Source organism: Wolbachia endosymbiont (group A) of Rhinocyllus conicus (genome assembly GCF_947250775.1).
In the GTDB taxonomy this organism is placed as follows: Bacteria; Pseudomonadota; Alphaproteobacteria; order Rickettsiales; family Anaplasmataceae; genus Wolbachia.
In genome coordinates this window covers 1235655-1260598 of record NZ_OX366349.1, presented here as the reverse complement: position 1 = coordinate 1260598, position 24944 = coordinate 1235655, and the positions used below count along the sequence as shown (strand labels likewise).

Sequence of the window (24944 nt, the reverse complement as noted above, 5' to 3'; positions counted from 1 at the left end):
AATAATAATGGGGGATTTATATAATAAAGCCAATGCACCATATCTTATAGCTGGTGCTTTTGCTACTTTGGTATTGCTTGCATCTGGGACACTTGCTGTTGCCCCTTGTGTTGAGTTCTTGTCTTCAGTTGCAGTCTTTAATGTAGCTCTTCCTGTTGCCTTGAGTTTATCTATACTATCTACTTTGATACTCGCACTTTCATGCAAGATGATTAGTAATAATAAGAAAATAGAGGTTGAAAAAAATAAATTTGCTGAAAAAGAGCAAGAGTTAGAAAGCGTAAAACAACAATTTGAGAGTAAGGTACAAGAGTTAGAAAATAAAATAACTCTAGAAAAAGAAGCTAAAGAAGCTGCAAGCAAAGAAGTGGAGGAATTGAATAATCAACTAAATGAATTAACTCGAGAAAAGCAAGATGCAGACAAAGTGATTGAAGGGTTAAATAAGGAAATAGAGCAGTTAAAGAAACAACTAACTGATGCACGACAAGAATCAAATCGGAAAGGTCAAGAATTGGAAGCTGTAAATAAAGAAGTGGAGGAATTGAATAATCAACTAAATAGATTAACTCGAGAAAAGCAGGGTTTAGACGAGAGAGTAAAAGAATTAAATAAGAAAGTAAGTCAGTTAGAATGTGAAAAGAAAAATTCTCTTCATTATACTGAAGAGTTACGTGATGAAAATGCAAGATTGAATGAAAGAGTAGGTTCTTTAATGGAGGAATTATCTCAACCTCAAAAAGAAGTAGATTCCTTAGAAAGGCAGTTACATGAATTAAAATATGAAGGAACTTTAGCTCTTTTATTAGAAGAAAGAATAACAGAATTGGAAACATGTTTAGAAGAGAGAAAGAAAAAAGTAGAAGAATTAGTAGTGCAGTTAAGAAAAGAAAAAGGCGAAACTTCTTGTTTACAACCTAAATTAAGGGATGTAGTAGAAAGAGAAAGACGATTGAAAGAAGAGTTAAGTAAAAAAGCGCAAGAAACGATCCAGCTAGCTGCAGATTTAGAACAAAAAGAAAAACTATGCAAGGAATTAGAAGAGGAAAAAACTAAAGATCTTAATAAGATCGGAGAGTTAAATAAACTTTTGGATCAAGAAAGAAAAGGAAATGAAAAGTTGCGCGATAATAACAGTAAGTTGAAAAGTAGCGAAAAAGATTTGGATGACGAATGCAGTAAATTAAGAAGACGTAATTCTGATTTGGAAAGAAAAGTTAAACGTCTGCAAGCAGTAATTGGGCAGGAAGACAAGCCTAGTCATTCCATTTCTTCAGATATAAGCAGTGAACATTCATCAGAATTTGAAGGAACAGGTGAAAATAAGCTTGCTAATGGACTAACTTTCCCGAAACCACTTTCTCCTCGCACATCCACACCAAGAAGATATTCTAGAAAATCTCTATCTCCTAAAAAGGAAGATGAGGATGAGAATAAAGAAAATTCAGAGCAACTAAATCACGAAAATCCTAATACAAGTACCGGCAGCCCTAATTTATCGCTTTTTAGAGATGCAACAAATAATTCCTATCACACCTTAACGATGTAAGTGCAGGGACCTCCACAGATAAGAGAATCTTAACAAATATATACAAGACTGCTGAAGTTTTGTTCATGAGGGGAGGGGAGTAATGAGCAATTTGTTTAACAAAGCTAACACATTTTATTTTGTAGCTAGTTCCTTAGCTACTCTTACGTTACTTACATCTTTAGCGCTTACTGTAACTTCTAATGTGCCTCTTCCTCTAATTCTTGCTTTAGCTGCATTATCTGTTTTGGTGCTTGCACTTTCGTATAAAATAATTAGTAATAATAAGAAACTGGAAGTTGAGAGAAATAAATTCGCTCAGAAAGAGCAAGAGTTAGAAAATAAAATAACTCTAGGAAAGGAAGCTGAAGAAGCTGCAAACAAAGAAGTGGAAAAATTAAAGAATCAATCACGTGAATTAACTCGAGAAAAGCAAAATTTAGACAAGAGAGCAAAAAAATTGGATCAGAAAGTAAATGAGTCAGAAGTTGAGAGAGAATCTCTTCTTGAAGAAAAAAAATCTTTAGAGAAAAGATTAGAAGCCAAAGCGAATCACACATTTGAAATAACAGACGAATTGAAAAAGATAACGAAGGAAAAAGATGAGCTTGGTAAGCAAGAAGAAGAATTACTTTATGAAATCACGCATTTATGTGAACAGTTACAAGAAAAAGAAGGTAATCTAGCTGAAAAAGAAAAACGCATAACGGAATTGAAAAGGAAAATAGACAATAATAAACATGCAGAATTAAAAAATGAAGAATTATATAAGGAAATAGAAAAATTATCTAAAGAAAAAGAGAAATTAGATAAGGAAATAAACAAGTTATGTAAGGAAAAACATATATTATGTGAAAAAAAAGAAGAATTACATAAAAGACAAGAAGAACTTTGTGTAGAATTAGATGAATTACAATGTAAATTTAAAGAAATTAATCAGAAAAATAAAAACTTATCTCAAGAATTAAAAAGGAAATTTGAAGAGCTATATAAAGCAGATGATTTAATTAAAAATCAATCTTTTGAGTTAGATGGGATAAGAAAAGATTGTAATAACGAAGTGAAAAGTTTAAAAAATTTACTTTTGAAGCAAGACGCTCAAATAGAACAACTTGAAGAAGGTTTGTTGAGAAATGCAGAAGAAAAAAAGGGTTATTTACTGGAAATGTTAGAATCTGTGATAGACAAGGTAGAAAAATTGGTAAACGCTAATGAAGCGATCGGAGATCATAGTAGAAAAATAATATTACAGGAGACTCAAAAAATAAAGTTTATATTGAAGGAAATTATGCAATTTATGCCAGGTGAAGATTCTAGATGTGAATCACCATCAGAGGAAACGTTTGATTTTTTACTGGAAGATTCTGGATATAACAGTCGCTCATCCACCCCGATCAAATTGCCAAATTCACTATTGACAGAATCTTATGAACGTAGTCAGAGTGAAGGTATTTGCAAAACATAATAATTAGCTTTATTATAAAAAAAATTATGCAAGATAATGAACCCAATAATATGCGCACTGGATACACAAGACTTAAATAAGGCTATTTCTCTAGCTAATGCCTTACGTAATAAAGTTGGCATGGTAAAGCTGGGATTAGAATTTTTTGCTGCTCATGGTCTCTCTGGAGTGCAAGAAGTTGCAAAATGCAATGTACCAATTTTTTTAGATCTGAAATTGTATGATATTCCGAGCACTGTAGCTAAAACAGTTGAAGTAATAAAAGTTCTGAGCATTGAAATGTTAACTCTGCACATCAGCGGTGGAACAAAAATGCTTGAAGAAGCGCTAAGTGTATTGCAAGGCACAAAAATAAAGCTGATTGGAGTGACAGTGCTAACTAGTATGAGCAATGAGGATTTAAACGAGCTTGGAGTAGCAAGAGAGGCAAAATCACAGGTAATTTTGCTTGCAAAACTTGCAAAAAAGATTGGACTCCATGGAATAGTCTGCTCTGCACTAGAAGCTCAAGAAGTGCGCCGAGAATGCGGTGAAGACTTTAAAATTATTACTCCAGGAATTCGTATAGATCCAGGTCATGACGACCAAAAAAGAACAGCAACACCAAGAGAAGCAATAAATTTAGGAGCTGATTATATCGTCATTGGCAGACCCATTACAAAAACTGCAAGTAGTGCAGAATTAATATTGAAATCCCTTATCTAATCGAAGCAGATAAAAAAAAGTTTGAAGCAGATAAAAAAAGTGCTTGACATAAAAAAACGAACATTATATATTGTCGTTATCTTTTGTTTTACCTCGCTTAATTTAATTACTGGATTAAGCTTACATCACTAAGCGTGGTACAAAGTGCCACGCTATTTTCCGATTTACATTTTCAACAGATAAACAAATGATGTCATGCCAGTGTCTGGGCACATAACTGTACGAATATTCATTTTTGAAGATAAATTGCACAACAGATGATGTCATTCCAGTCTGGAATCCAGAAATTTTGCTTATAACTGAGCTGATGAGCTAAAGGTAGTTGTCTTACGCTAAAACAAACGTTTTTAATTAAGTTGCATAGAAGCTGGATCCCAGTGGGCTTTGTTGCATCGCTACTTATGAAAGGCTAACTATAGCTAGGATTATAAGCAACCTATTGAAAATCTTGTTTTTTTGCAATCAATCTGATCAAATTTAAGAATAGTAATTTATTATTTATATTAATAAACTTAATTCTATTGAAAATAGCTAAAGCATTGAAATTCTTGAATTTTAGCCGGATTAGTGAGTGGTAGTGAAATTTCTTTTACTCAAATTTAGGTATTCACTGACCGTTCTTGTTATAAATACCAGAATAATAAGCTACTGATATTCTCCATCTTTTTTATCTTTAATCCATCATAGCTAGCGATGCAACAAAGCCATCCCAGTGTCTGGGCACTGGGATGACACCCCACTGGTAGGGAATTGCTCCCAAACTACAATGTTCGTACAGTTATGTGCCCAGACACTGGCATGACATCGTTTACTATGTACCATATTGCAATATTCGTACAACTGTGGGAAACATCTATGGGTGCCATTCCTATTACCTTATTTCCATTCTAATTTTATTTTCAAAGGAGGCTATTATGTCACTTACCGATATCGCTCACCGTATCAATGAACTCGCTTCATCATGGGAGCAATTTAAATTAATAAATGATCGCAAATTAAAAGAAATTGAGAGCAAAGGGCGTGCTGATTCTGCAACGATTGAGCAGCTATGCAAGGTAAATAATGCCATTGATAGTTGCAAAGAGCGTTTAGACTTGATCGAAACTGCAGCTCAACGTCCAGAAGTAAATACAGATTTTAGCACAAGTGATAAATATTTTTCTGATTATATCCGCAAGGGAATGGAAAGCGGTTTATCACACAAAACCCTCAGTGGAGATGATAATGATATCGGAGGGTATCTAGTTACTCCGCATATTGTAAAACGCATAAACAAGCGCGTAACTGATTCGTCCCCAATGCGACAAATATGCTCCAGTCAAAGAATCTCTACTGAAACATTGGATTACATTATAGAAGATTTTGACCGTGCCGGTGCAGGTTGGAGCAGTGAAACAGTAGATGATGAGGACGGTGGCAATAAATCTAAGTATGATTTTGCAAAAGATACGGACACGCCTAAAATCCAAAAGATTTCTATCACGACTTACGAGTTATATGCTCAACCACAGATATCACAAAAGTTACTCGATGATGCGTTTGTTGATGTTGAGAGTTGGCTGGTGGAAAAGATTGCCGAGACTTTTAGTAAGAAAGAAAACGAAGCCTTCATTAAGGGTGATGGCACTTTTCAACCCAAAGGAATTTTAGCTTATGATGATGGAAAGGGCTACAATAAAATAGAGCAAGTTAAAACTGAAAAATTAGATAGCGATTCAATAATGATATTGTATTACTCTCTGGATGAATATTATTCCAAAAATGCATCATTTTTGATGAACAGGAGTACGTTGAAGAACATTAGGCTGCTAAAATCTCAAGAGGGCCAATATCTTTGGCAACCAAGTTTGTCGCTTGAAGCTCCAGATACCTTAATGGGAATACCAGTATATCAATCTGCCGATATGCCACCGGTGCCAAACAATCAGCTACCGGTAATTGCGATGGCAGATTTCAAACAAGCTTATAAGATTGTAGATAACAGAGGAATGAGAATATTACGAGACCCTTATACGAATAAACCTTATGTGAGGTTTTTTGTCACTAAGCGTGTCGGCGGAGAGGTTGTAAACACCAGTGCTATTAAATTGTTGAAAGTTGCGAGCAAGTACTAAAAACTTCTATAGCATCATCTTTAGAGCCGTTTTACTTCTTTTTGTATAGCTCCATCCTATGGCTTACTGTACGAACATTGTAATACGGTATAATGTTACGACGATGTCATTCCAGTGCTTGACACATATAGCTAAACTGACTTAGATTTACCGACAGTTTGAAAAACAAAAATTCGTCATTCCGCTACTTGTTAGCGGAATCTATGCTGAGATATCGCGGCGGTATGACGTAGGAAAACCTTTCTTGGGTTAGCTATATAATGTGAGAAGTCTATTTTCTCTTTAAAGTAAAAAATAGTTGACATGTTATACTATTTATGAAATAATTCAGTTAATTTATTATTAATTTAAGGAGTAAAATATGTGGAAAAACATAAAAAAGTTTTTTAAGTGGATTGCTGATCACACGGGAATTTCGTGGATTGCAAGAAAAATTTCATCAGGGTGGAAGTCTGGTAACAAGACAAATCAAGCAGGTGGAACTAGTCAACCGAGAAGTCAAGTACCAAGTGAATCTCAAGTTAATGGTACTGCTATTAATGATATTGTTATTCCAGAGGGAGCAAACTCACCTTCTGCTTTAGAAGAGGGGTTTTTTGATGCAGAAGAAAACCAACCTTGGTTACCAAATTCAGAAACTACTAATTCAGAAGCAGAACAACACACTGTTGGTGATGATCTATCAGTTAATGCATAATCATTGTAGCAAACTCTTCAAAAAGAGCACCTCTTTAGGTGTTCTTTTTTTTATATTATACTATATAAATAAGTACGTCATACCGTGCAAACTGTATGAACGTTGTCATCCCAGCTCCTACTTGTGTCATCCCAGTGTCAAGCACTGGGATGACACCCTCCTGGTAGACAATGTTCATACATCTGTGGGCTTGACCATAAGATCCAGTCTAAAAAATTTGGATCCCAGTGGGCTTTGTTGCATCGCTACTTATGAAAGGCTAACTATAGCTAGGATTATAAGCAACCTATTGAAAATCTTGTTTTTTTGCAATCAATCTGATCAAATTTAAGAATAGTAATTTATTATTTATATTAATAAACTTAATTCTATTGAAAATAGCTAAAGCATTGAAATTCTTGAATTTTAGCCGGATTAGTGAGTGGTAGTGAAATTTCTTTTACTCAAATTTAGGTATTCACTGACCGTTCTTGTTATAAATACCAGAATAATAAGCTACTGATATTCTCCATCTTTTTTATCTTTAATCCATCATAGCTAACGATGCAACAAAGCCATCCCAGTGTCACGCACTGGGATGACATCAGCGGTTAATATTTTATATACATTTTATAACTAAACTAGACATTCGTACAGTTGTGTGCGGTATGACGTCGTTACTTATAGCTATACACACAAAAATCATATAGAATTGTAAACGCAGTTCTTTTATTCTGATGCTTTTCAATTCTATAGCTCTGGTTGTCTCTCTATTACTATTTTTCTACATTATTGTAAAAAAACTGAGCGAAAAGAAAGCAAACCTTGAGGGTAATTTATGTAAATTAGAGCGTGAGCTTCAAGAAACAAAGCAAACTTTACTTACAAAGAATGAAGAAATAGTTGATTTAAGGGTCAAAAGAGCAGAGCTTGAAGTAACTCTGCAAAAAGAACGTGAGGAAAAGAAAAAGGAAATAGAATTACTAACAAAAGCAGAGGAGAGATTAACAAACACTTTTAAAGCGCTCTCTCTTGATGCTTTGCAGACAAATAACAATAATTTTCTGAACTTAGCAAAGGAAGTAATTGATAGTAAATTAAAAGAAACAGAAAGCGATTTCAAAAAAAGACAAGCAACGATCAACGAAGTTGTAACGCCAATAAAAGAAAAATTAGAAAAATTCGATAACGAAATACGTGAGCTAGAAAAGGAGAGGGTAGGGGCCTATGAAGGTTTAAAGGAGCAAATTGGAGCACTGATGAACCAAACTTCCAGCCTTGCTAATGCCTTGAGAAAGCCCCACATTAGAGGAAAGTGGGGTGAAATGCAACTCAAAAGAGTGGTAGAAATAGCAGGAATGATTGAATATTGCGATTTTTTTACTCAGCCGTCAGTGGTTGATAAAAACGAGGATAATTTATTGCGTCCTGATTTAATAATCAAAATGCCATCTGGAAAGCAAATAATAATAGATGCTAAAGTGCCACTGGATTCCTACATGGATGCTATATCACAAAATGATTTGCAAATACAAAAGGAGAAATTAAAGAATCATTCCCTGGCAATAAAAAAACACATAAATGACTTGGGTAAAAAAGAGTATTGGAATCAATTTGAAAATACGCCAGAACTTGTGGTGCTTTTCTTAACAGGGGAGGGGGTTTTTAGCGCAGCACTGGAATATGAGCCTGCTTTGATAGAGATTGGAGTGGAAAAAAAAGTGATCATTGCAACACCGATCACTCTAATTGCGTTGCTAAGAGCAATAGCATATGGATGGAAGCAAGAAATGATAGCTGAAGATGCAAAGAAAATCAGTGAACTAGGTCATATTTTATATGAGCGCATTTGCACAATGGGCGAAAACTTTGATAATTTGCGCAGGAGCTTAAAAAGTGCTGTCGATCATTATAATAAAACTGCTGGTTCGCTTGAAGCAAGGGTGTTTCCTGCTGCCCGAGAATTCAATAAGCTTGGTATACATGCAAAAAATAAAAGTTTAAGTGCTGCAAAGGAATTAGAGTCCTTACCGCGCAGTTTACATACTGGGGAATTGAAAGTAGATTAGACTTCTATTGCACTAGCAAACAAAGAAAGTATTGTTTGTGGCGGAAAATTATTACTTAAATATTTCTCACTCAAGTTTCATTTTATTAACATATTAAGAAAAATTGACTTTTTGTCTAAAATAATATAAAATAAAATAATAGTTGGTGAGGTAAAAATGTCAGTATCAAAAGAGCGTAAGGAATATTTACTAGAAAAGTTTAAATATGCTGCCAAAGAATTTGGCAAATCTGGTACAAAGTCCAATCATAAAACAGTACCAAAAGAACAGCAACTCTCTATTGATTTAGGTAACAAAAAAGTTTTTGGTATTATAAACAGAATTTTACACTGGATAGAAAGTAAATTTACATATTTTTTTCCACGCTATAATTTATTTTCAGAAGTTGGAGTTAAAGGAAGGAAAATCCCTGGAACTAATACAAAGGTTAAGTATTTTACTCCAATGATCAAATAGAACATACTAAAATTACTTATAAAGGAAAATTATGCATAGACTTAATGCCAGAAATAGAAGGTAATAAGTTAAAAGGCTTTAAAGGCAAATTATATGATACAACTGATAAAATTAGTAAGGGAGAAAAAGGTTGTGTAGCTTATGTGATCACGCTTGATGGAAAGCTAGTCACTCATGAACATATTAATGTTAATAAAAGCGAATGGGCTTATCGTCATTCAACTCTTGCAGGTGGTAGGCCAGTTTTATGTTCTGGTTTAATAAAAGTGGTAAATGGTAAAATAACTTATATAGACAATAATAGTGGGCATTATAAACCAGAATCAGCAAACTTATACAATGCAGTGAAAAAATTAGAAGGTCTATTTTCGAAAGATGCAAAAGTTGTCTGCTTACCATATTGGGTTGGCTTGCAAAAACAAATTCCGTTTATACGCAAAATTATTCCAGCTAAACAAGAGCCAGCAGAGGAATTCTTGAAAAGGATGGAGAAAAAAGGAAAAGATGGATTGACTCAATATGAAAGACATTTTAAAGGGGTAAAAGAATATAATGAACAGTATGAACAAAAGTTGCTTCTTGCAAGCTATAAGTCACCTACAAATGAACTGCCCTGCAAACCAACTATACATAAAAAACACAGGTTGAAATACTCTGAATATATTAACTTACACCTTAATTTTTTGAAAGAGTTCGATGAAAATCCCAAAGTGCAAAAAATGGCAATAGAACACTCAATAAGAAGGATTATTGGAGCAAATTATGGCCATAAACCTACAGTTGCGCTTGCTAAGGCACAGATAGCTAAAGATGGAAAGTTGCAAGAAACGGACGAAATAGTAGGTATAAATGTAACCTTTCACCATGAGAATGATTGTAATAGCTTTGCTAAATTTCTGAATCTCAAAAAGCATAGTTATAATTGCACATCTCATCTGAAGGACAAAGAAATTGATGTGCTTCTTAAATATACATATGACGAAAAAGATAGAGCCACTATAGAAAAATTAATGCCCAATAAACATACAGTTTTTATGAGTACAGACCAGGCTGATAAGTTTATAAAGGACACTTTACAAATTGAAATAGACAGTGTTGAACAATTGGGTATCCGTTTAGTGGAGCGTTAAAACAGATAAACAAAGCAAGACAAAAAGGTAATCAGAGAGTAAATGTGAGAGAACTCTGCAAAAATTTACAGTAAAAAATAGAAAAGTTAGAAGCAAAAAGAATGAAGTGGTATTTTTTGAATGATCCAACCGCTACCATGCTGAATGACAAATACGGCATACGGATACATTTTTTAAAGTAGCCAAGCTACTTTGATGACAGAAACCTAATGATCCAGGATATACTCCTTTGTTAAGGGAGATTGAGCATTTTCGAATATTTCTTGAGTGCTTCCAGACTCAACAATTCTGCCATTATGAAAGAAAATTACACTATCAGATAACTTTTTAGCTTGCTTCATTGAATGAGTTACCATAATTATAGTAAACCTTAATTTCAGCTCTTGTATAAGATTTTCGATTGCATTGGTTGCCATTGGATCAAGAGCGGAGCACGGTTCATCCATTAATAAAATAGTTGGCTTCACTGCAATTGCGCGAGCGATGCATAGCCTCTGTTGTTGGCCACCGGATAAATCGAGTGCACTATCTTGCAATCTGTCTTTTAATTCTTCCCATAAGCCAACTTTAGTTAAACTATTTTCCACCATCTCATTCAATTTTTGCTTATCCTTCGCCATAACATGCAGTTTTGGTCCATAAGCAACATTGTCGTATATTGATTTTGGAAAAGGATTTGGCTTTTGAAATACCATGCCAACTTTTGCTCTGAGTAGCACAACATCCATATCGCGTGAATATATATCACCCAGCCCATCGATATCTAATTCACCAACAGTTTTGCATCCAGGTACATAGTCATTCATACGATTAAAACAACGCAAAAATGTTGATTTACCGCACCCGGATGGTCCGATAAAAGTAGTAACTTTTCTTTTATAAATATTCAAATTTATATCGAATAAAACTTGCTTAGAGCCATACCAGAGATTTAAATCTTTAACAGAGGCACGTGTATTGCTCATATCACATCCTGCATTGAATAGAGCCCCGGAATTTCTCTTTTATTTTCATATAGCCATACTGCTGCTTGAACAGCTCCTCTAGCAAATGTTGTGCGATCAATTGCTTTGTGGTTTAGTTCTATCCGTTCATCAGAATTAACAAACATCACGCTGTGATCTCCTATTACTCCACCTCCACGAGATACTGCAAAACCTATTCCCCCCTTTTTTCTTATGTTTGAACCACTATGTAAATATTGATTGGACTGAAAATCCACTTTTGAAGCGTTAGCAATTGTTTTGCCAAGTTCTATAGCTGTTCCAGATGGTGAATCCTTTTTTAAGTTATGATGCATTTCCCAAATCTCAACGTCATATTCATTACCTAAAAGCTCAGCAGCTTTTTTTACCAATTTCAGCAACACATTAACCCCAACACTCATATTTGCTGACCATAATATTGGAACTTCAGCAGCATACTCTTTTAAATCGACACCTTCTATTCCAGTTGTGCCACTAACTAGCGGTGTTTTAAATTTTACAGCTGCTTTAAGGCAGTCTAACATACATTCTTTAGTTGTAAAATCTATTACAACGTCAGATGACTCAAATATGCCATTAATAGAACTTGTAATTTTAATTCCTAGATTGGAACCGCAGCCTATAATTGGTCCAATATCTAAGCCTATGTACTTACTGCCTGAACGGGCAACAGCACCTGCTATTTCCACTTCGGCATTTGTAATTAATTCATTGAGTATTTTCTTGCCCATTCTGCCTAAGCAGCCTATTACTCCAACTCTGATTTTCATAAAGCTTTTTGTGTTATATTAGGCCTTTTTTTAAGCTCTGTCACTTCTGATCTATATTCTATAGCTGACCCAAGCAACACGTCATACCGCCGCGGCGCTAACTAGTAGCGGAATGACGGTTTTTCAAATTGTCGGTAAATCTAAGTCAGTTTAGCTATATATGACTCATTTCTTTACTGTAACTTAACAAGAACTGGTCTGTAGCTAATAGTTATTGACAATAAGGGTAATTAACTTTGATAAGAATCTTTTCTGTGTTCAATTGAAGTCTATATGTTCTGGAATATCTATATAGTAAATTATGCGGTAATCGTAGACTACGCTGCCCACTTAAATTATGCCACAAAGGTTTTCCAAGTGTAACCGTTCACAGATTTCCACTTAATTCTTCAATCTCACTAATAGAAAGGCCAGTAAACTTGACAATAGTGTTGACATCAACATTATTAGCCAGCATTGCTTTTGCGACTTCAATTTTCCCTTCAATTTTCCCTTCAATTTTTCCTTTCTCTATACCTTTTTGTATACCTTTCTCTTCAGCAAGATCAAGTCTGTATTCAAGAATGGCTTCTTCTTTCCGTAGATCCATTATTCTTTCTTCGTAAGCTACTAAATCTTTTTCGTTCCAACGAAACTTGTCTAATTCATCATATGCTAGCTTTATTATTGGCGCTTTTTCTGCTATCTCTTTTAAGTCCTCTTCTGTTGTTTCTTCTGCGTATTGTTGTCTAAGTGAAGAAGGTTGCCCTTCCTCACTCGACTGCAAAACCGTACGTGAGACTTTGCGCCTCATACGGCTTCTCTCTAATTTGGTGCTTTTCATGCACACCTCCTGTGTAATTCATCGTGACAATGTCCATGTAACAAAGATAAGTTTGTGATCATATTGTTTCGTCTATTCCGGTCTTTGTGATGTATTTCTATTGTATCATCACTTTTAAACCATAGTCTACAATTATCGCATTTACTTTGTTGCAACCTCAATAATTTTATTACTCCTAGTGGCTTATCTGGTATTTTTCTCAGACGTTTACCCCAATATACCCAATCACCATCATATGGGGATCTGGTTTTTTGCACTTTGATATGTCGTTTAATAACATGATCGCTGTGTATAGTAAGACGTACCTTGTTACTTGTCATAAAGCGCCAGTTTTCGTTATTATACTTCTTAAAGTACTTTCTTTTTATCCAGCATCTCCCTTTGTTTGGGTGCCTAAAAACTGCCCACTTCCAGAGTTTTCTATGCATAATATTATCCAATGAGCTAAAGATTTTACATGAAACTACCGAGGAGTAATATTGACTCCATCCTCTGTTTATTGGATTGAGATCCTTTATCACCCGTTCTTGTGGTGCTCCACGCATTTCTCTGAGTTTATGTTTAATAGCTAGTGTATGCTGTTTTATAGAATTACGACTTGGTTTGATTAATAACTTGTAACCTTTCTTACTTTCTTTTATTGGATATTGTCTTATTGAAAATCCAAGAAAATCAAATCCTGGTTTTGTTTCGTCAATGGTTCTTAATGTATGAGAAACTCTTGTTTTAGAGGGCTTTAATTTTAGTCCAATGGTTTCTAACCATTCTTCAACTAAAATTTTTGCTTTAAGAATAATCTCTTCGTTTTCATGTATGATGACAAAATCATCACAGTAGAAAATTACACTAATAGACTTTTGCGCGTTTCTATGCGATATCCTACCATATTTTCTTTTCATGCATTGAAAGAGTTCGTTTGTTAATGCTTTTTTGACATGTTGCTCTAATCCGTGTAATGCAACACAAGCTAGCAACGGTGAGATCGTCCCTCCTTGAATTGTACCACGTTTTGTGGATTGAAGCTTTCCATCTTCCATAACACCAGCTCCTAACCATCCTTTTATGATTTTCTTTAATGTTGGTGTGGTATTGAGCTTTTCAAGCAATTTATTATGGTTAATATTGTCAAAGCATCCAGAAATATCAGCATCTAATACATATGCTGTTTTCTGTTTTAGCACATCAAATATGGCTTCAATTGCATCATGACATGATCTACCAGGTCTAAAACCATAAGTGTTTGGCTCAAGTTTTGCCTCCCATTCTGGTTCTAAAGCCATTTTTACAAGTGTTTGTTTTGCTCGACACGATATAGTGGGTATACCAAGTGGGCGATGCTCCGATGGCTTACCAGATTTTGGAATCCAGACACGTCTTGATGGCTTTGCTTTTTCTTTTATATCTAAAAAATATGATAGTTGTAATCTTTCTTTTTGATTAAGGTTAGCTTTTCCATCAATACCTGCAGTCTTCTTCCCCCTATTGTCCTGTGTTACTTTCTTAACAGCGAGTGTTTTTGCACTTGTTGATTTGAGTAATAATCTCTGAAGATTATGCATCTTTTTGATATCATTACATTTAGAAGCTTGGTAAATTCGTTTTTGTAGCTTAAATGAAGATTTCTTTAGCTTGCGCCAAGGAATTCCATTCCATTCATATCTAACTTTTTGCTGGTCCATAACATATTCACTACTATTCACCACTTTACCTTCCAAATTAAAGTGTTTACGTCTGCATATCCCAGATATTACTTTGGGCATTAGCTTCTTAAACAATCCTTCCACATAGTAGCTTGTGGCTGGCTACTTACTTATATTTTAATGAATATAAGAGCTTCTATGTGGTTACTCTGTTCCATGGCTTCGTTTCACGTTAAACTTAGATTCCTACTATTTGCCGGAAGCTTGGAACATCAATAACTAAAGTCTTCAATCTTTAGTTCCCTTTTTGCTTCGTACCATTTTGGTCTATGCGTAGTTCAATCTCTTTTCGCATATTATGCTTTGACGACAATTCAAACATAGGTTTCTCTCGTAATCATATCTAACTCTGTTTGCAGGGATTCACCACGAGATTTAGTGTTACCTGCTTTTATCTCATGCTTGCATCCCAGAGGTTGCCACTCTTTGAAATGTGAGATATACATTATCCCTGATGTCTGGGAAGATGGAATTTAACCACCACAAAACCATGACCTTCCAGGTCGCACTAAAAAAGAAACACCACCTTTCTACTATACTTTCTAACTGCTCTACTTTACTTTTTGAAAATTTGGGCAATTCTATAAAGATAAATTGAAAATCTTTTAAGTAATGGCCGTTAGTTTTTATATCACGTATATTATGAGTAGAAATATAATCAACTTCTTCAGGAAGTAAGTTACAATTTGATATAGCAATAAAGAAGACTTTCTTTAAATCAATGTAGTTGCCAGATTTATCTAATTGTCTTGAGTAGGCTTTAGCGGCATATAATTGAGCGCGTTTTTCGAAGCCCTTGTCTCTAGCGAGCTGCATTTCTGCTATATATCTATTTCCATGAGAATCCTTGCAGAGAACATCAACAATACTTTGTTTATCAGAGGCAACTTCGGGATCCATAATAGTGCTAAGAAACTCAACTTCTTGTATTGCATTTATCTCAGTAAACCCTAAAATATCGTTCAAAAAGTGGATCAGGATATTCTTATTTTTTTCCGTTCCAAAGATTTTTTTGAAACACAAATCATTGCGAGGATCGAGAAATTTTGAAAGAGCCGTAATGCTTGGAAAATATTAATAATTATACACTATTATTAACAATTATTCAACTATATTTTTGAAGATAGCTATGCTGCCGCGGTATCTCTTAGCATAGATCCCGCTAACAAGTAGCGGGATGACGAGGATGCCGCCGCGAACCGTCATAGCGCCGCGGCGCTAACTAGTAGCGGAATGACGGTTTTTCAAATTGTCGGTAAATCTAAGTCAGTTTAGCTATAGGCAGCAATTTTCTGTATTTATTTTAAATTGAAGAAAGCTCAAATGAAAGATCGTGTTTTGCTAAAAATCACAGAATGCAGTCTGGTTACACATATAGTTGAAGTAATTCAGATTTGTAAGATATGTTTATCTGCAGTTATAGCTTCAACAGTAGGCGTTACTCTTGATTACCTCAACATTTTCTCTTGGCAATTCTTTAATGAACCGAGAAGTGCGCATCGGTTGCCACTGGTTGTTAATTTCCCTCCTATCTGCACATGAAATGATTAACCTTTCCTTTGCCCTGGTTATGCCAACATATGCAAGTCTCCTTTCTTCTTCTAAAGCTTTACCACTTTTATCTTCAAAAGATCTTTGATGAGGAAATAATCCCTCTTCCCAACCAGGTAGAAACACGCACGGGAATTCAAGTCCTTTGGCTGCATGAAGAGTCATAACATATACGGTGTCATCGTTATTCATATTATCCACTTCCATCACCAAACTTATGTGCTCCAAGAAAGTTGTGGCATTATCGAAATTCTTTAAAGATGAGATGAGCTCCTTGACATTTTCTATTCGTGCTAAGCCTGTTACCTCCTCATTTTCAAGCATTTCAATATACCCTGATTGGTTTGCTACGATTTTAATGAATTCATGCAGTGGTTTTACGCTTACTATTTCTTCCCAAGCTTTAATTTTATTTAAAAAATCGTTGAGTGAGAGTTTAATTCTTTCGGTTACTTGATTACTATTAACTAATATTTTTGCTGCCTCAAAAAAAGAAATTTTGTTATCCTGAGCAGTCGTGTATATTTTCTTTAGAGTTGTAGCTCCTATGCTTCTTTTTGGCCGATTTACGATCCTTTCGAAAGCTAAGTCATCGTTATTGTTTGTAACAAGTCTTAAATATGCAATTATATCCCTGACTTCCTGACGTTCGTAGAATTTTACGCCACTTATAATCTTGTAGGGAATTGAATATTTTATAAAATACTCTTCGAGAACTCTAGTTTGAAAAGTGGCCCTTACCAGCACTGCAATGTCACTAAATCTGTATTTATTGAGCTTTAATATCTGTTCGCTTATGAACCTTGCTTCAGCTTTTCCGTCCCATAATTTTATTAGATCTACCTTTTCCCCTTCAACGTTTGTTGTCCACAATTTTTTTTCTAGCCGAGTTTTATTGTGATTGATAACATATGACGCAGTTGCAAGTATGTGAGATGTTGATCTATAGTTACACTCTAGTTTGACAGTTTTTGCATTTTTAAAATCATCAGAAAATTTTAAAATGTTTTCAACTTCTGCACCACGCCAACTGTATATTGACTGATCGTCATCTCCCACACAGCAAATATTTGAGTGCTTTTTTGCAAGGTATTTTAGCCAAAGATATTGTATTGCATTTGTATCTTGATACTCATCTACCATGACATACTTAAACTTGTTTTGGTAGTAGGACAGAACTTCGGTCTTTTGATTAAAGAGTTGTATGTTATATAGCAATAAGTCACCAAAATCGACAGAGTTAAGGAATTTTAACCTTTCCTGATACTGGTGATAGACTTTGAGTGCAGTTACGTACACTGGCCTAAATGATTGAACGTCTTCCACTTCAGATGGCAACAAACACTTCTCTTTCCATTGCTGAATAATATTCATAATGGTCTTACATTTTTCTGATAGGTAATCAGGGCTGATTTCATTCATGATGTTTTTTATTACCTGTAATTGGTCATCCACACCAATAATTGTAAAATTGGAATTTAGCCCCACGACTTCAGCATGATGACGTAGAATTTTTGCTGCAATTGCATGGAAAGTGCCAAGCCATGGTATGTTTGTGCCTGTTAGCTCAAGTACCCTTGATACCATCTCATTTGCTGCTTTGTTTGTGAATGTCACTGCTAATATCTCATCAGAGTAAGCGTGACCGTTCCTAATTATGTGCGCTATTCTTGAAGTGATCGTTCTTGTCTTTCCCGTTCCGGCTCCTGCCAATATTAAAACCGGTCCATCTATGTTAGTTACAGCTGATTGTTGTTCTGGATTTAGCAGTGAGAGATAATCGTTCATTTGCAGCCCTATAGATTATAACTTCGTAAAGTTAAACCTATGATCGAAATATTGTAAAGGTTTTATTGAATAGAACAGTTAAAGAATGTCCTAGGTGTATGGTCCCACCATACCAATTTATTGTACTAATTCTAGTATAACCTGCCGGGACAATCTATTTCAGTTCCAATACCTTACATTATAAGGATACAAGTCAATAATTGACAATCACTGAGATACAGGCTAAAATGTTTATATGATAATTCTTGTGAGGAGGAAAAATGGATTTTGACAAATATATTAAAGGCAATGCACTTTTTATATATGGATGTGTTGCTGTAGATATAGTGGTTAAAGAGCTAGTAAGGTTTTTACAAAATGAAACACACATTACAGAACTTGGTCTAGAATGGTGTAAAATTGATGATGAAGATGCAAAAGAGTTAGCTAAGCTTACACATCTTACTTCACTTGATTTATCCATGAACAACATTAGTGATAAAGGTGCAAAAGCTTTAGCTAGTCTTACCAGTCTGACTAGACTTAACTTATTGAGTAACAATATTAGTGTTGAAGGTGCAAAAGCTTTAGCCAATGGCAAGCTTAAAAATCTCAAGCAGCTTAACTTAGAAAACAACAATATTGGTGATGAAGGTGCAAAAGCTTTAGCCAATGGTAAGCTTGAAAATCTCAAGCAGCTTAATTTAAAAAACAACAATATTGGTGATGAAGGTGCAAAAGCTCTAGCTAACGGTAATCTTACAAGTCTTGAATGGCTTAAATTATCATGTAACAAAATTGGTGGTAAAGGTGCAAAAGCTTTAGCTAATGGTAAGCTTGAAAATCTTAAATATCTTGATTTAACGCAAAATAATATTGGTGCTTCTGAAGGTGCAAAAGGGTTGGCTGAAGGTAATCTTATCAATCTTGTTCAACTTAATTTAACCCGGAATAAGATTGGTAAAAAGGGCGCAAAAGTTTTAGCCAATGGTAAGTTTGAAAATCTCGAGCAGCTTAACTTAGAAAACAACAATATTGGTGATGAAGGTGCAAAAGCTTTAGCTAATAACAATCTTACAAAGCTTGAATACCTTAGTTTAAAAGACAACTACATTCGTAATGAAGGTGCAAAAGCTTTAGCTAATGGTAACTTTACAAAGCTTCAACATCTTATCTTAACCGAAGGTGTTGGTGATGAAGTTAGAAAAGAGCTAGAAGCTAAGCTTACAAATTGTATTGTTGTTGTAGATTACCGTAATCGAAATCTACCATTCAGTCCTGAAAACAATAGCAAATACTATGTTTGTGGTGGGAAAGCAGTAGGTTTATTTCTAGGTTTGAGCATAGCATACCTTGCAGGAGCCGCCACTTTAGCTCCTGCTATTGTTGCTGTTGCAGTATTTATTGCAGCCACTGTTGTTGGTGCACTGGTGGGTTATGGTATTGGAAAGTTTTGCGAGAAAGTAAGTGAAGAGAAGCAAAATGATCCTGATATGAGTATGTGTACTGCAATTAAGAATGTACTTACTCCCGAATGTTTAAAATCACAATCGCAAGTTCATCCATAAGGTAGGCATTTAATATTGACTTTACTACGATAGTCACTTTAAATTAGTAATTGTTGTTGCAGTTAAAGTATCAATGCCTTTTTTCTTTTATTTTTTTGCAATTCTTAGCATTTTATCTGCTGTTTGTGTGATTAGTGTAAGAAATCCTGTGCATGCAGTATTATTTTTAATTTTCACCTTCGTTAATTCTGCAGTTCTTTTTATTCTCCTTGGAGCTGAATTCATCGCTATGATGGTGCTGATAGTATACATCGGTGCGGTTGCAGTGTTATTCCTTTTTGTAGTTATGATGCTCGATATTGACTACATAAGGTTGCGCCAGGGTTTTGCGAAGCATTTCACTCCTGGTGCTATATTATGTGTTGTGTTTTTTCTGATTATCAGTTTTGTAATCCGCAGCTCAACGCTGAATATAAGTAATGTTATAAACTATAATGCCAATAACGTGAAAGCTATCGGTAATTTGCTCTACACTGACTACATGTACGCTTTTCATCTTTCTGGTATTCTGCTGCTTGTTGCAATTGTCGGTGCAATTGCTCTTACTTTGCAGGACAAGAAAAAAGGAGTTAAAAAACAGAATGTATTAAAGCAATTGACACAATCTTCATCTGTAAAATTGGTTAAGGCTAAATTTGGAAAAGGAGTAGAATGGAAATAGGATTAAATCATTTTTTGATAGTTGCTGCTATTTTGTTCACTATTGGGGTGTGCGGTATTTTCATTAACCGTAAGAGCATAATCAATATACTGTTATCAATAGAAATATTATTGCTGGCGATTAATATCAATTTAGTTGCTTTTTCTGCCTTTATGAATGATATAGTTGGGCAAATTTTTGTGATGTTTGTGTTGACTGTTGCGGCAGCAGAGTCAGGAGTTGGGCTTGCAATATTGGTTGTATATTATAGAAGTCGTGGCAATATAGATGTTGAACAAGCGAACTTAATGAAAGAATGAAAGTATGATGGATATACTGAAATTAATAGTATTTTTGCCACTCTTTGGTTCGCTATTTGCAGCACTTTTTAGAAAAAGTCAGTTAGTTACAACGGCAGGGATTGGAATATCTGCAGTTTTATCTTGGTATGTTTTTCTCACCTTCTCTGAAAATTATCACTTGAGTTTATTTCCTCTATTTTCATTAAGTGTATTAAAAGTAAATTGGGCAATTAGTGTGGATGCTCTCTCATCCTTAATGCTTATTGTTATTACCACCGTTTCACTAGTAGTCCACCTCTATTCTATCGGTTATATGGAGCATGACAAAGGGAAGTCGAGGTTTTTTTCTTACCTATCGCTATTTACGTTTTGCATGATTGTGCTGGTTGTAAGCGATAATTTCGTGCAGCTTTTTTTTGGCTGGGAAGGGGTTGGCCTATGTTCTTATTTACTCATAGGATTTTGGTTCCAAAAATATTCTGCAAATAATGCAGCAATTAAAGCATTTGTTGTGAATAGGGTAGGAGACTTTGCACTATTGATTGGGATCTTTCTCATTTATTATACATTTCACTCTTTGAAATTTACTGAAGTTTTTGACACAGCTGATCTTCTTGGCGCACAGAACATTAGGGCATTCTGCTGTGAATTTAAAATAATTCATATAATATGCATATTACTTTTTATTGGCTGTATGGGTAAATCTGCACAGCTTGGTTTACATGTTTGGTTGCCAGATGCAATGGAAGGGCCAACCCCTGTTTCTGCACTCATTCACGCAGCAACGATGGTAACAGCAGGTATATTTTTAGTAGCAAAATGTTCTCCATTGTTTGAGCTATCAAATGTGGCACGAGAATTAATAGTTATTGTTGGGGCACTTACTGCTTTTTTTGCAGCTACGGTTGCGATTACTCAGAACGATATAAAAAAAATAATTGCTTATTCAACCTGCAGCCAACTTGGTTATATGTTCATGGCATGTGGGCTTTCTGCTTACAATGTTGCTATTTTTCATTTAATGACACACGCTTTTTTTAAAGCTCTACTATTTCTTGGTGCTGGCAATGTAATTCATGCAATGCATCATGAGCAAAACATTCAGAAAATGGGAAATTGCTGGAAGAAAATCCCTTGCACTTACACTCTCATGTGGATTGGGTCTCTTGCGCTTTCTGGAATATTTCCATTTGCAGGTTTTTACTCAAAGGATTTGATAATTGAACATGCTTATAGCACGGATAGCTTTGCTTTTGTAATAAGCTTAGTTGTTGCATTCTTCACAGCGTTTTACTCTTGGAGGTTATTGCTTCTTGTGTTCCATAGCCAAAAACAAAGTAAAATTAATATACATGAAGCACCGAAGATTATGCTTATACCATTACTGATACTTGCTTTTGGATCGGTATTTTCTGGAGTGTGGGGAGCAAATATTTTGAACATAACTAGTAATGCGTTTTGGAAATCAAGTTTAATGGTGATTGATGAGCATGGAGTTCATAATTTCTTTATAAAATTACTACCAACCTTGGCAAGCCTAAGTGGAATAGCACTTGCGTACCTAATTTACCAATATCAAGTAATTAGGCAAATTAAGAGTAAATTTTTACTTAAGTTTTTGCAGAATAAATGGTACTTTGATGAGGTGTATGAGTTTGTTATAATTGCACCGATAAGATTTATGTCTAGGCTTCTATGGAAGTTTGATGTTAAGGCTATTGATTCATTTGGGCCAAATGGTGTTGTAAGGTTGGTTAATGAATGTTCAAAAAGTTCTATAAAGTTACAAACTGGTTATATATTTGATTATGCATTTATTATGTTTGTTACTTTAATAATCGGTGCTTTATATATTATTGGAATTAAATAGAAGGTGTTGTTACTTAGTATATTCTTGCTTCCACTGATAGGAGCGTTGATTTTATCCTCGATCAGGATTAATCATCAATCTATACACCTAAGATTCCTTGCCCTATTTTTTGCTGTACTTCCATTTTTGCTTAGCATTGTAGCTTGTATAGAATTTGATTATAACAATACGGACTTTCAGTTTGTCAGCTATCCAGTAAGAGATATTGGAATAGGGGTGGATGGAATATCGTTGCTTTTCCTTCTACTTACGACCTTCTTGTTTGTTATTTGTATGCTCTATAATTGCAAAATGAGTTATACGACCCTAAAAGCCTATATGGCATTGTTTCTGCTGCTTGAGAGTTTTGTAGTCGGTTTCTTTATTTCACTGAATGCTATAAGCTTTTATGTATTTTTTGAAGCTGTTTTAATACCAATGTTCTTTATTATTGGCGTTTGGGGAGGGAAACAAAGAGTGTATGCAACATTTAAATTGTTTCTTTATACACTAACTGGCTCGTTATTATTTCTACTTGGGTTGGTGTACATCTATAGTATTTTTGGGACGTTTAGTATACAAAAATTAGCCACATTAACGCCGGGTCTTGATCTTAAAGTGCAGTTGTTACTATGGATTGCATTTTTTATTTCTTTTGCAATAAAAGTACCGATGTTTCCATTTCACACTTGGCTTCCTGATGCGCATGTGCAATCACCAACTTCTGGATCTGTGATTTTAGCTGGCTTGCTTATTAAAATGGGGGGATATGGATTTTTAAGGTTTTCTATTCCAATGCTTCCTCAGGCAAGTTTGTATTTTTCAAATTTCGTTGTTGTGCTGAGCATTATCGCAGTAATATACGCTTCGCTAGTTGCGTTTGCTCAAGATGATATAAAGAAGTTAATAGCTTATTCTTCAATAGCACATATGGGGATCGTTACTGCTGGCCTCTTTTCATTTTGTGAGGAAGGAGTACTCGGCGCTATATTTCAAATGATTAGTCATGGCCTTATTTCTGCTGCTTTATTTTTATGTGTTGGAATGCTATATACTCGAACTGGAACTTTGGAGATTGCAAAATATTTTGGCATAGTAAACACAATGCCAAAATTTGGTTTTATGTTCATTTTATTTTCAATGGCTTCAATAGGGCTACCTGGAACATCTGGATTCATAGGTGAGTTTTTGGCTATGGTTGGAATGTTTAAGAGCATAGGGTTTTTTACAGGATTTATCGCACTTGGCACTATTTTAAGCGCAGTTTATATGCTGAATTTATGTAAGCAAATAATATGGGGGGTTAGCTATTCTAAATTATTAAATAACCGCTTGGATAGCATAGAATTTTCTGTCTTAATTCTGCTTGCAGTGTTTGTTATTTTGCTTGGATTCTACCCAACCCTTGCACTGAATTATTTGAAGCCATGTATGGCAAATTTGTTAGTCAAATATAATGCGCTATGAATTATATACAGATATTGCCGGAAACGTTCTCTATTATCTCCTCGTTAGTGTTGCTACTGCTTGGAATTATATTTAACCGCCGAACTATCAACTTATTAGCACTTGGCTGCACAGTGATAACTTTGATTATTTTAATTATTTCGGCAGAAAACAATGAAATTTTTCTCTTTAATTCGTTGTTAAAACTCAATTTATACATCAGGTCAGCCCAAGGGTTAATTCTCAGCACAGGAATTTTAATACTTTTGATGCTGAATTTATCAAAATATGACTATAAATATGAATTTTCAATACTGATTCTTTTTGCGCTATTTGGCATGATAACTTTAGTTTCAGCAAATAGTCTGATTTCTTTTTACTTAGCTTTTGAGTTGATGAGTATATCTTTATATGTTCTTGCGAGCTTTAATAAAGATTCAGCTTATTCATGTGAAGCAGGAGTGAAATATTTTACACTTAGTGCATTATCTTCCTGCATTATGCTGTATGGTATGTCATTGCTTTATGGATATACAGGACAAGTCAATTTCTCTGAGCTCGGTTCATTCTTGCAAAACCATCAGATAACTTATGGAACAGTTTTTGGGTTAGTTTTTATCCTTATTGGTTTGTGTTTCAAGCTTGCTATTGCTCCTTTTCATATGTGGGCTCCAGATGTCTATCAAGGTGCACCTACCATAGTAACTGCGTTTTTTTCTACGGCCCCAAAAGCTGCACTTGTAACATTTTTAATTCGATTGATGAATGAAGAGTTAGTAAATGTAAAAAGTTATGTTCAGCCTATTTTCTTATACGTTTCAGCATTGTCTGTGCTTATCTCAGCTTTTGGGGCCTTGCGTCAGCAAAACTTAAAAAGGCTGCTTGCTTACAGTTCAATTGGTCACATTGGTTTTATATTTGCTTCACTTTCTATTTTTACACAAGCAGGAACAGATAGTGCCTTAATGTATCTGGTGATATATATCATCACAAGCATAGGGCTATTCTCATATCTCATACAAATTGACGATGACGATTGTGATATTGCAAATTTATCTGGTATAGGGAAGAAACGCCCAATTGTAGCATTTCATCTTTCTGTGCTGTTACTCTCGATGTCGGGAATACCTCCACTTGCAGGTTTTATCGCTAAATTTTTTATATTCAAAAGTTTAATAAATTCTGGCTTTATCAGCCTGTCTTTGGTCCTTGTAATAGCGAGTGTGATATCATGCTACTATTATTTAAATATCATGAAAGTTATGTATTTTGATAAAGCTAGTGGTAATAAGGTTGCTTATTCTAAGGGTCTATTCATTATCACTTCAGTGGCTTCACTTATCAACCTCGTTCTTTTCTTGTACGTTTTACTCACTCATTGAACTAAAGGGCTGACAAG

Annotated in this window: 20 protein-coding genes and 2 pseudogenes; 15 read left to right on the top strand and 7 right to left on the bottom strand. The window is 34.8% G+C overall.

What is annotated here, in order from left to right; translation table 11 throughout:
• Positions 1 to 7: 7 nt before the first annotated feature.
• The 5 genes from OOK92_RS06200 to OOK92_RS06180 all read left to right on the top strand — a co-directional run bounded on the left by OOK92_RS06200 (position 8) and on the right by OOK92_RS06180 (position 6509).
• A complete protein-coding gene (locus OOK92_RS06200) occupies positions 8 to 1549 on the top strand; it encodes a coiled-coil domain-containing protein (protein ID WP_264735565.1) in 1542 nt (513 codons plus the stop codon).
• 82 nt (positions 1550 to 1631) lie between these two features.
• Positions 1632 to 2993: a coiled-coil domain-containing protein gene (locus OOK92_RS06195; protein ID WP_264735564.1), complete on the top strand. Its 1362-nt coding sequence runs from the start codon at positions 1632 to 1634 to the stop codon at positions 2991 to 2993.
• Positions 2994 to 3029: 36 nt separating this feature from the next.
• Complete coding sequence (gene pyrF / locus OOK92_RS06190) at positions 3030 to 3698, top strand: orotidine-5'-phosphate decarboxylase (protein ID WP_264735563.1); 669 nt, start codon at positions 3030 to 3032, stop codon at positions 3696 to 3698.
• 914 nt (positions 3699 to 4612) lie between these two features.
• Positions 4613 to 5812: a phage major capsid protein gene (locus OOK92_RS06185; RefSeq protein ID WP_264735562.1), complete on the top strand. Its 1200-nt coding sequence runs from the start codon at positions 4613 to 4615 to the stop codon at positions 5810 to 5812.
• A 361-nt stretch (positions 5813 to 6173) separates the two neighbouring features.
• Positions 6174 to 6509, top strand: coding sequence for a hypothetical protein (locus OOK92_RS06180; protein ID WP_264735561.1), 336 nt, complete (start codon positions 6174 to 6176; stop codon positions 6507 to 6509).
• A gap of 55 nt (positions 6510 to 6564) precedes the next feature.
• On the opposite strand, the gene OOK92_RS06175 is transcribed toward OOK92_RS06180, so the two are convergent.
• Positions 6565 to 6687 carry a hypothetical protein gene (locus OOK92_RS06175; RefSeq protein ID WP_264735560.1) on the bottom strand — a complete coding sequence of 41 codons (123 nt, stop codon included), beginning with the start codon at positions 6685 to 6687 and terminating at the stop codon, positions 6565 to 6567.
• 12 nt (positions 6688 to 6699) lie between these two features.
• On the opposite strand from OOK92_RS06175, the gene OOK92_RS06170 reads away from it, so the two are divergent.
• From OOK92_RS06170 to OOK92_RS06155, 4 genes are all read left to right on the top strand, one after another.
• Entirely contained in the window at positions 6700 to 6840 is a 141-nt protein-coding gene (locus tag OOK92_RS06170) for a hypothetical protein (RefSeq protein WP_264735559.1), read from the top strand.
• A 385-nt stretch (positions 6841 to 7225) separates the two neighbouring features.
• Positions 7226 to 8557: a DNA recombination protein RmuC gene (locus tag OOK92_RS06165; RefSeq protein WP_264735558.1), complete on the top strand. Its 1332-nt coding sequence runs from the start codon at positions 7226 to 7228 to the stop codon at positions 8555 to 8557.
• 156 nt (positions 8558 to 8713) lie between these two features.
• The gene (locus OOK92_RS06160) at positions 8714 to 9013 is read left to right on the top strand and encodes a hypothetical protein (RefSeq protein WP_264735557.1); all 300 of its coding nucleotides are present in this window, start codon (positions 8714 to 8716) and stop codon (positions 9011 to 9013) included.
• 44 nt (positions 9014 to 9057) lie between these two features.
• On the top strand, positions 9058 to 10143 hold the full coding sequence (locus OOK92_RS06155) for a hypothetical protein (RefSeq protein WP_264735556.1): 1086 nt from the start codon (positions 9058 to 9060) through the stop codon (positions 10141 to 10143).
• A 206-nt stretch (positions 10144 to 10349) separates the two neighbouring features.
• Here OOK92_RS06155 and pstB read toward each other — a convergent pair whose 3' ends face one another.
• The 6 genes and pseudogenes from pstB to OOK92_RS06125 all read right to left on the bottom strand — a co-directional run bounded on the left by pstB (position 10350) and on the right by OOK92_RS06125 (position 17761).
• Positions 10350 to 11108, bottom strand: coding sequence for a phosphate ABC transporter ATP-binding protein PstB (gene pstB, locus OOK92_RS06150; protein WP_264735555.1), 759 nt, complete (start codon positions 11106 to 11108; stop codon positions 10350 to 10352).
• Positions 11105 to 11899, bottom strand: coding sequence for a 4-hydroxy-tetrahydrodipicolinate reductase (gene dapB, locus OOK92_RS06145; protein ID WP_264735554.1), 795 nt, complete (start codon positions 11897 to 11899; stop codon positions 11105 to 11107). The genes pstB and dapB overlap by 4 nt, the downstream gene beginning before the upstream one ends.
• A 367-nt stretch (positions 11900 to 12266) precedes the next feature.
• Positions 12267 to 12623, bottom strand: a pseudogene (locus OOK92_RS06140) (Rpn family recombination-promoting nuclease/putative transposase); the annotation flags it as partial.
• 95 nt (positions 12624 to 12718) lie between these two features.
• Positions 12719 to 14482, bottom strand: coding sequence for a group II intron reverse transcriptase/maturase (gene ltrA, locus OOK92_RS06135; RefSeq protein WP_264735553.1), 1764 nt, complete (start codon positions 14480 to 14482; stop codon positions 12719 to 12721).
• Positions 14483 to 14932: 450 nt separating this feature from the next.
• Positions 14933 to 15484: pseudogene (locus OOK92_RS06130) on the bottom strand (Rpn family recombination-promoting nuclease/putative transposase); the annotation flags it as partial.
• A 363-nt stretch (positions 15485 to 15847) separates the two neighbouring features.
• Complete coding sequence (locus OOK92_RS06125) at positions 15848 to 17761, bottom strand: ATP-dependent helicase (protein WP_264735552.1); 1914 nt, start codon at positions 17759 to 17761, stop codon at positions 15848 to 15850.
• A 260-nt stretch (positions 17762 to 18021) separates the two neighbouring features.
• On the opposite strand from OOK92_RS06125, the gene OOK92_RS06120 reads away from it, so the two are divergent.
• The 6 genes from OOK92_RS06120 (at position 18022) to OOK92_RS06095 (ending at position 24927) form a co-directional block, all read left to right on the top strand.
• Entirely contained in the window at positions 18022 to 19308 is a 1287-nt protein-coding gene (locus tag OOK92_RS06120; protein WP_264735551.1) for a leucine-rich repeat domain-containing protein, read from the top strand.
• Positions 19309 to 19381: 73 nt separating this feature from the next.
• Complete coding sequence (locus OOK92_RS06115; RefSeq protein ID WP_253309432.1) at positions 19382 to 19969, top strand: NADH-quinone oxidoreductase subunit J; 588 nt, start codon at positions 19382 to 19384, stop codon at positions 19967 to 19969.
• Positions 19960 to 20268, top strand: a complete 309-nt coding sequence (gene nuoK, locus OOK92_RS06110; RefSeq protein WP_019236815.1) for an NADH-quinone oxidoreductase subunit NuoK — start codon at positions 19960 to 19962, stop codon at positions 20266 to 20268. The genes OOK92_RS06115 and nuoK overlap by 10 nt, the downstream gene beginning before the upstream one ends.
• Positions 20269 to 20272: 4 nt before the next feature.
• The gene (nuoL, locus tag OOK92_RS06105; protein WP_264735550.1) at positions 20273 to 22120 is read left to right on the top strand and encodes an NADH-quinone oxidoreductase subunit L; all 1848 of its coding nucleotides are present in this window, start codon (positions 20273 to 20275) and stop codon (positions 22118 to 22120) included.
• A gap of 3 nt (positions 22121 to 22123) precedes the next feature.
• Positions 22124 to 23566, top strand: a complete 1443-nt coding sequence (locus OOK92_RS06100) for a complex I subunit 4 family protein (RefSeq protein WP_264735549.1) — start codon at positions 22124 to 22126, stop codon at positions 23564 to 23566.
• Positions 23563 to 24927, top strand: coding sequence for an NADH-quinone oxidoreductase subunit N (locus OOK92_RS06095; protein ID WP_264735548.1), 1365 nt, complete (start codon positions 23563 to 23565; stop codon positions 24925 to 24927). Before OOK92_RS06100 ends, OOK92_RS06095 begins: the two co-directional genes overlap by 4 nt.
• The last annotated feature ends 17 nt before the right edge of the window (positions 24928 to 24944 follow it).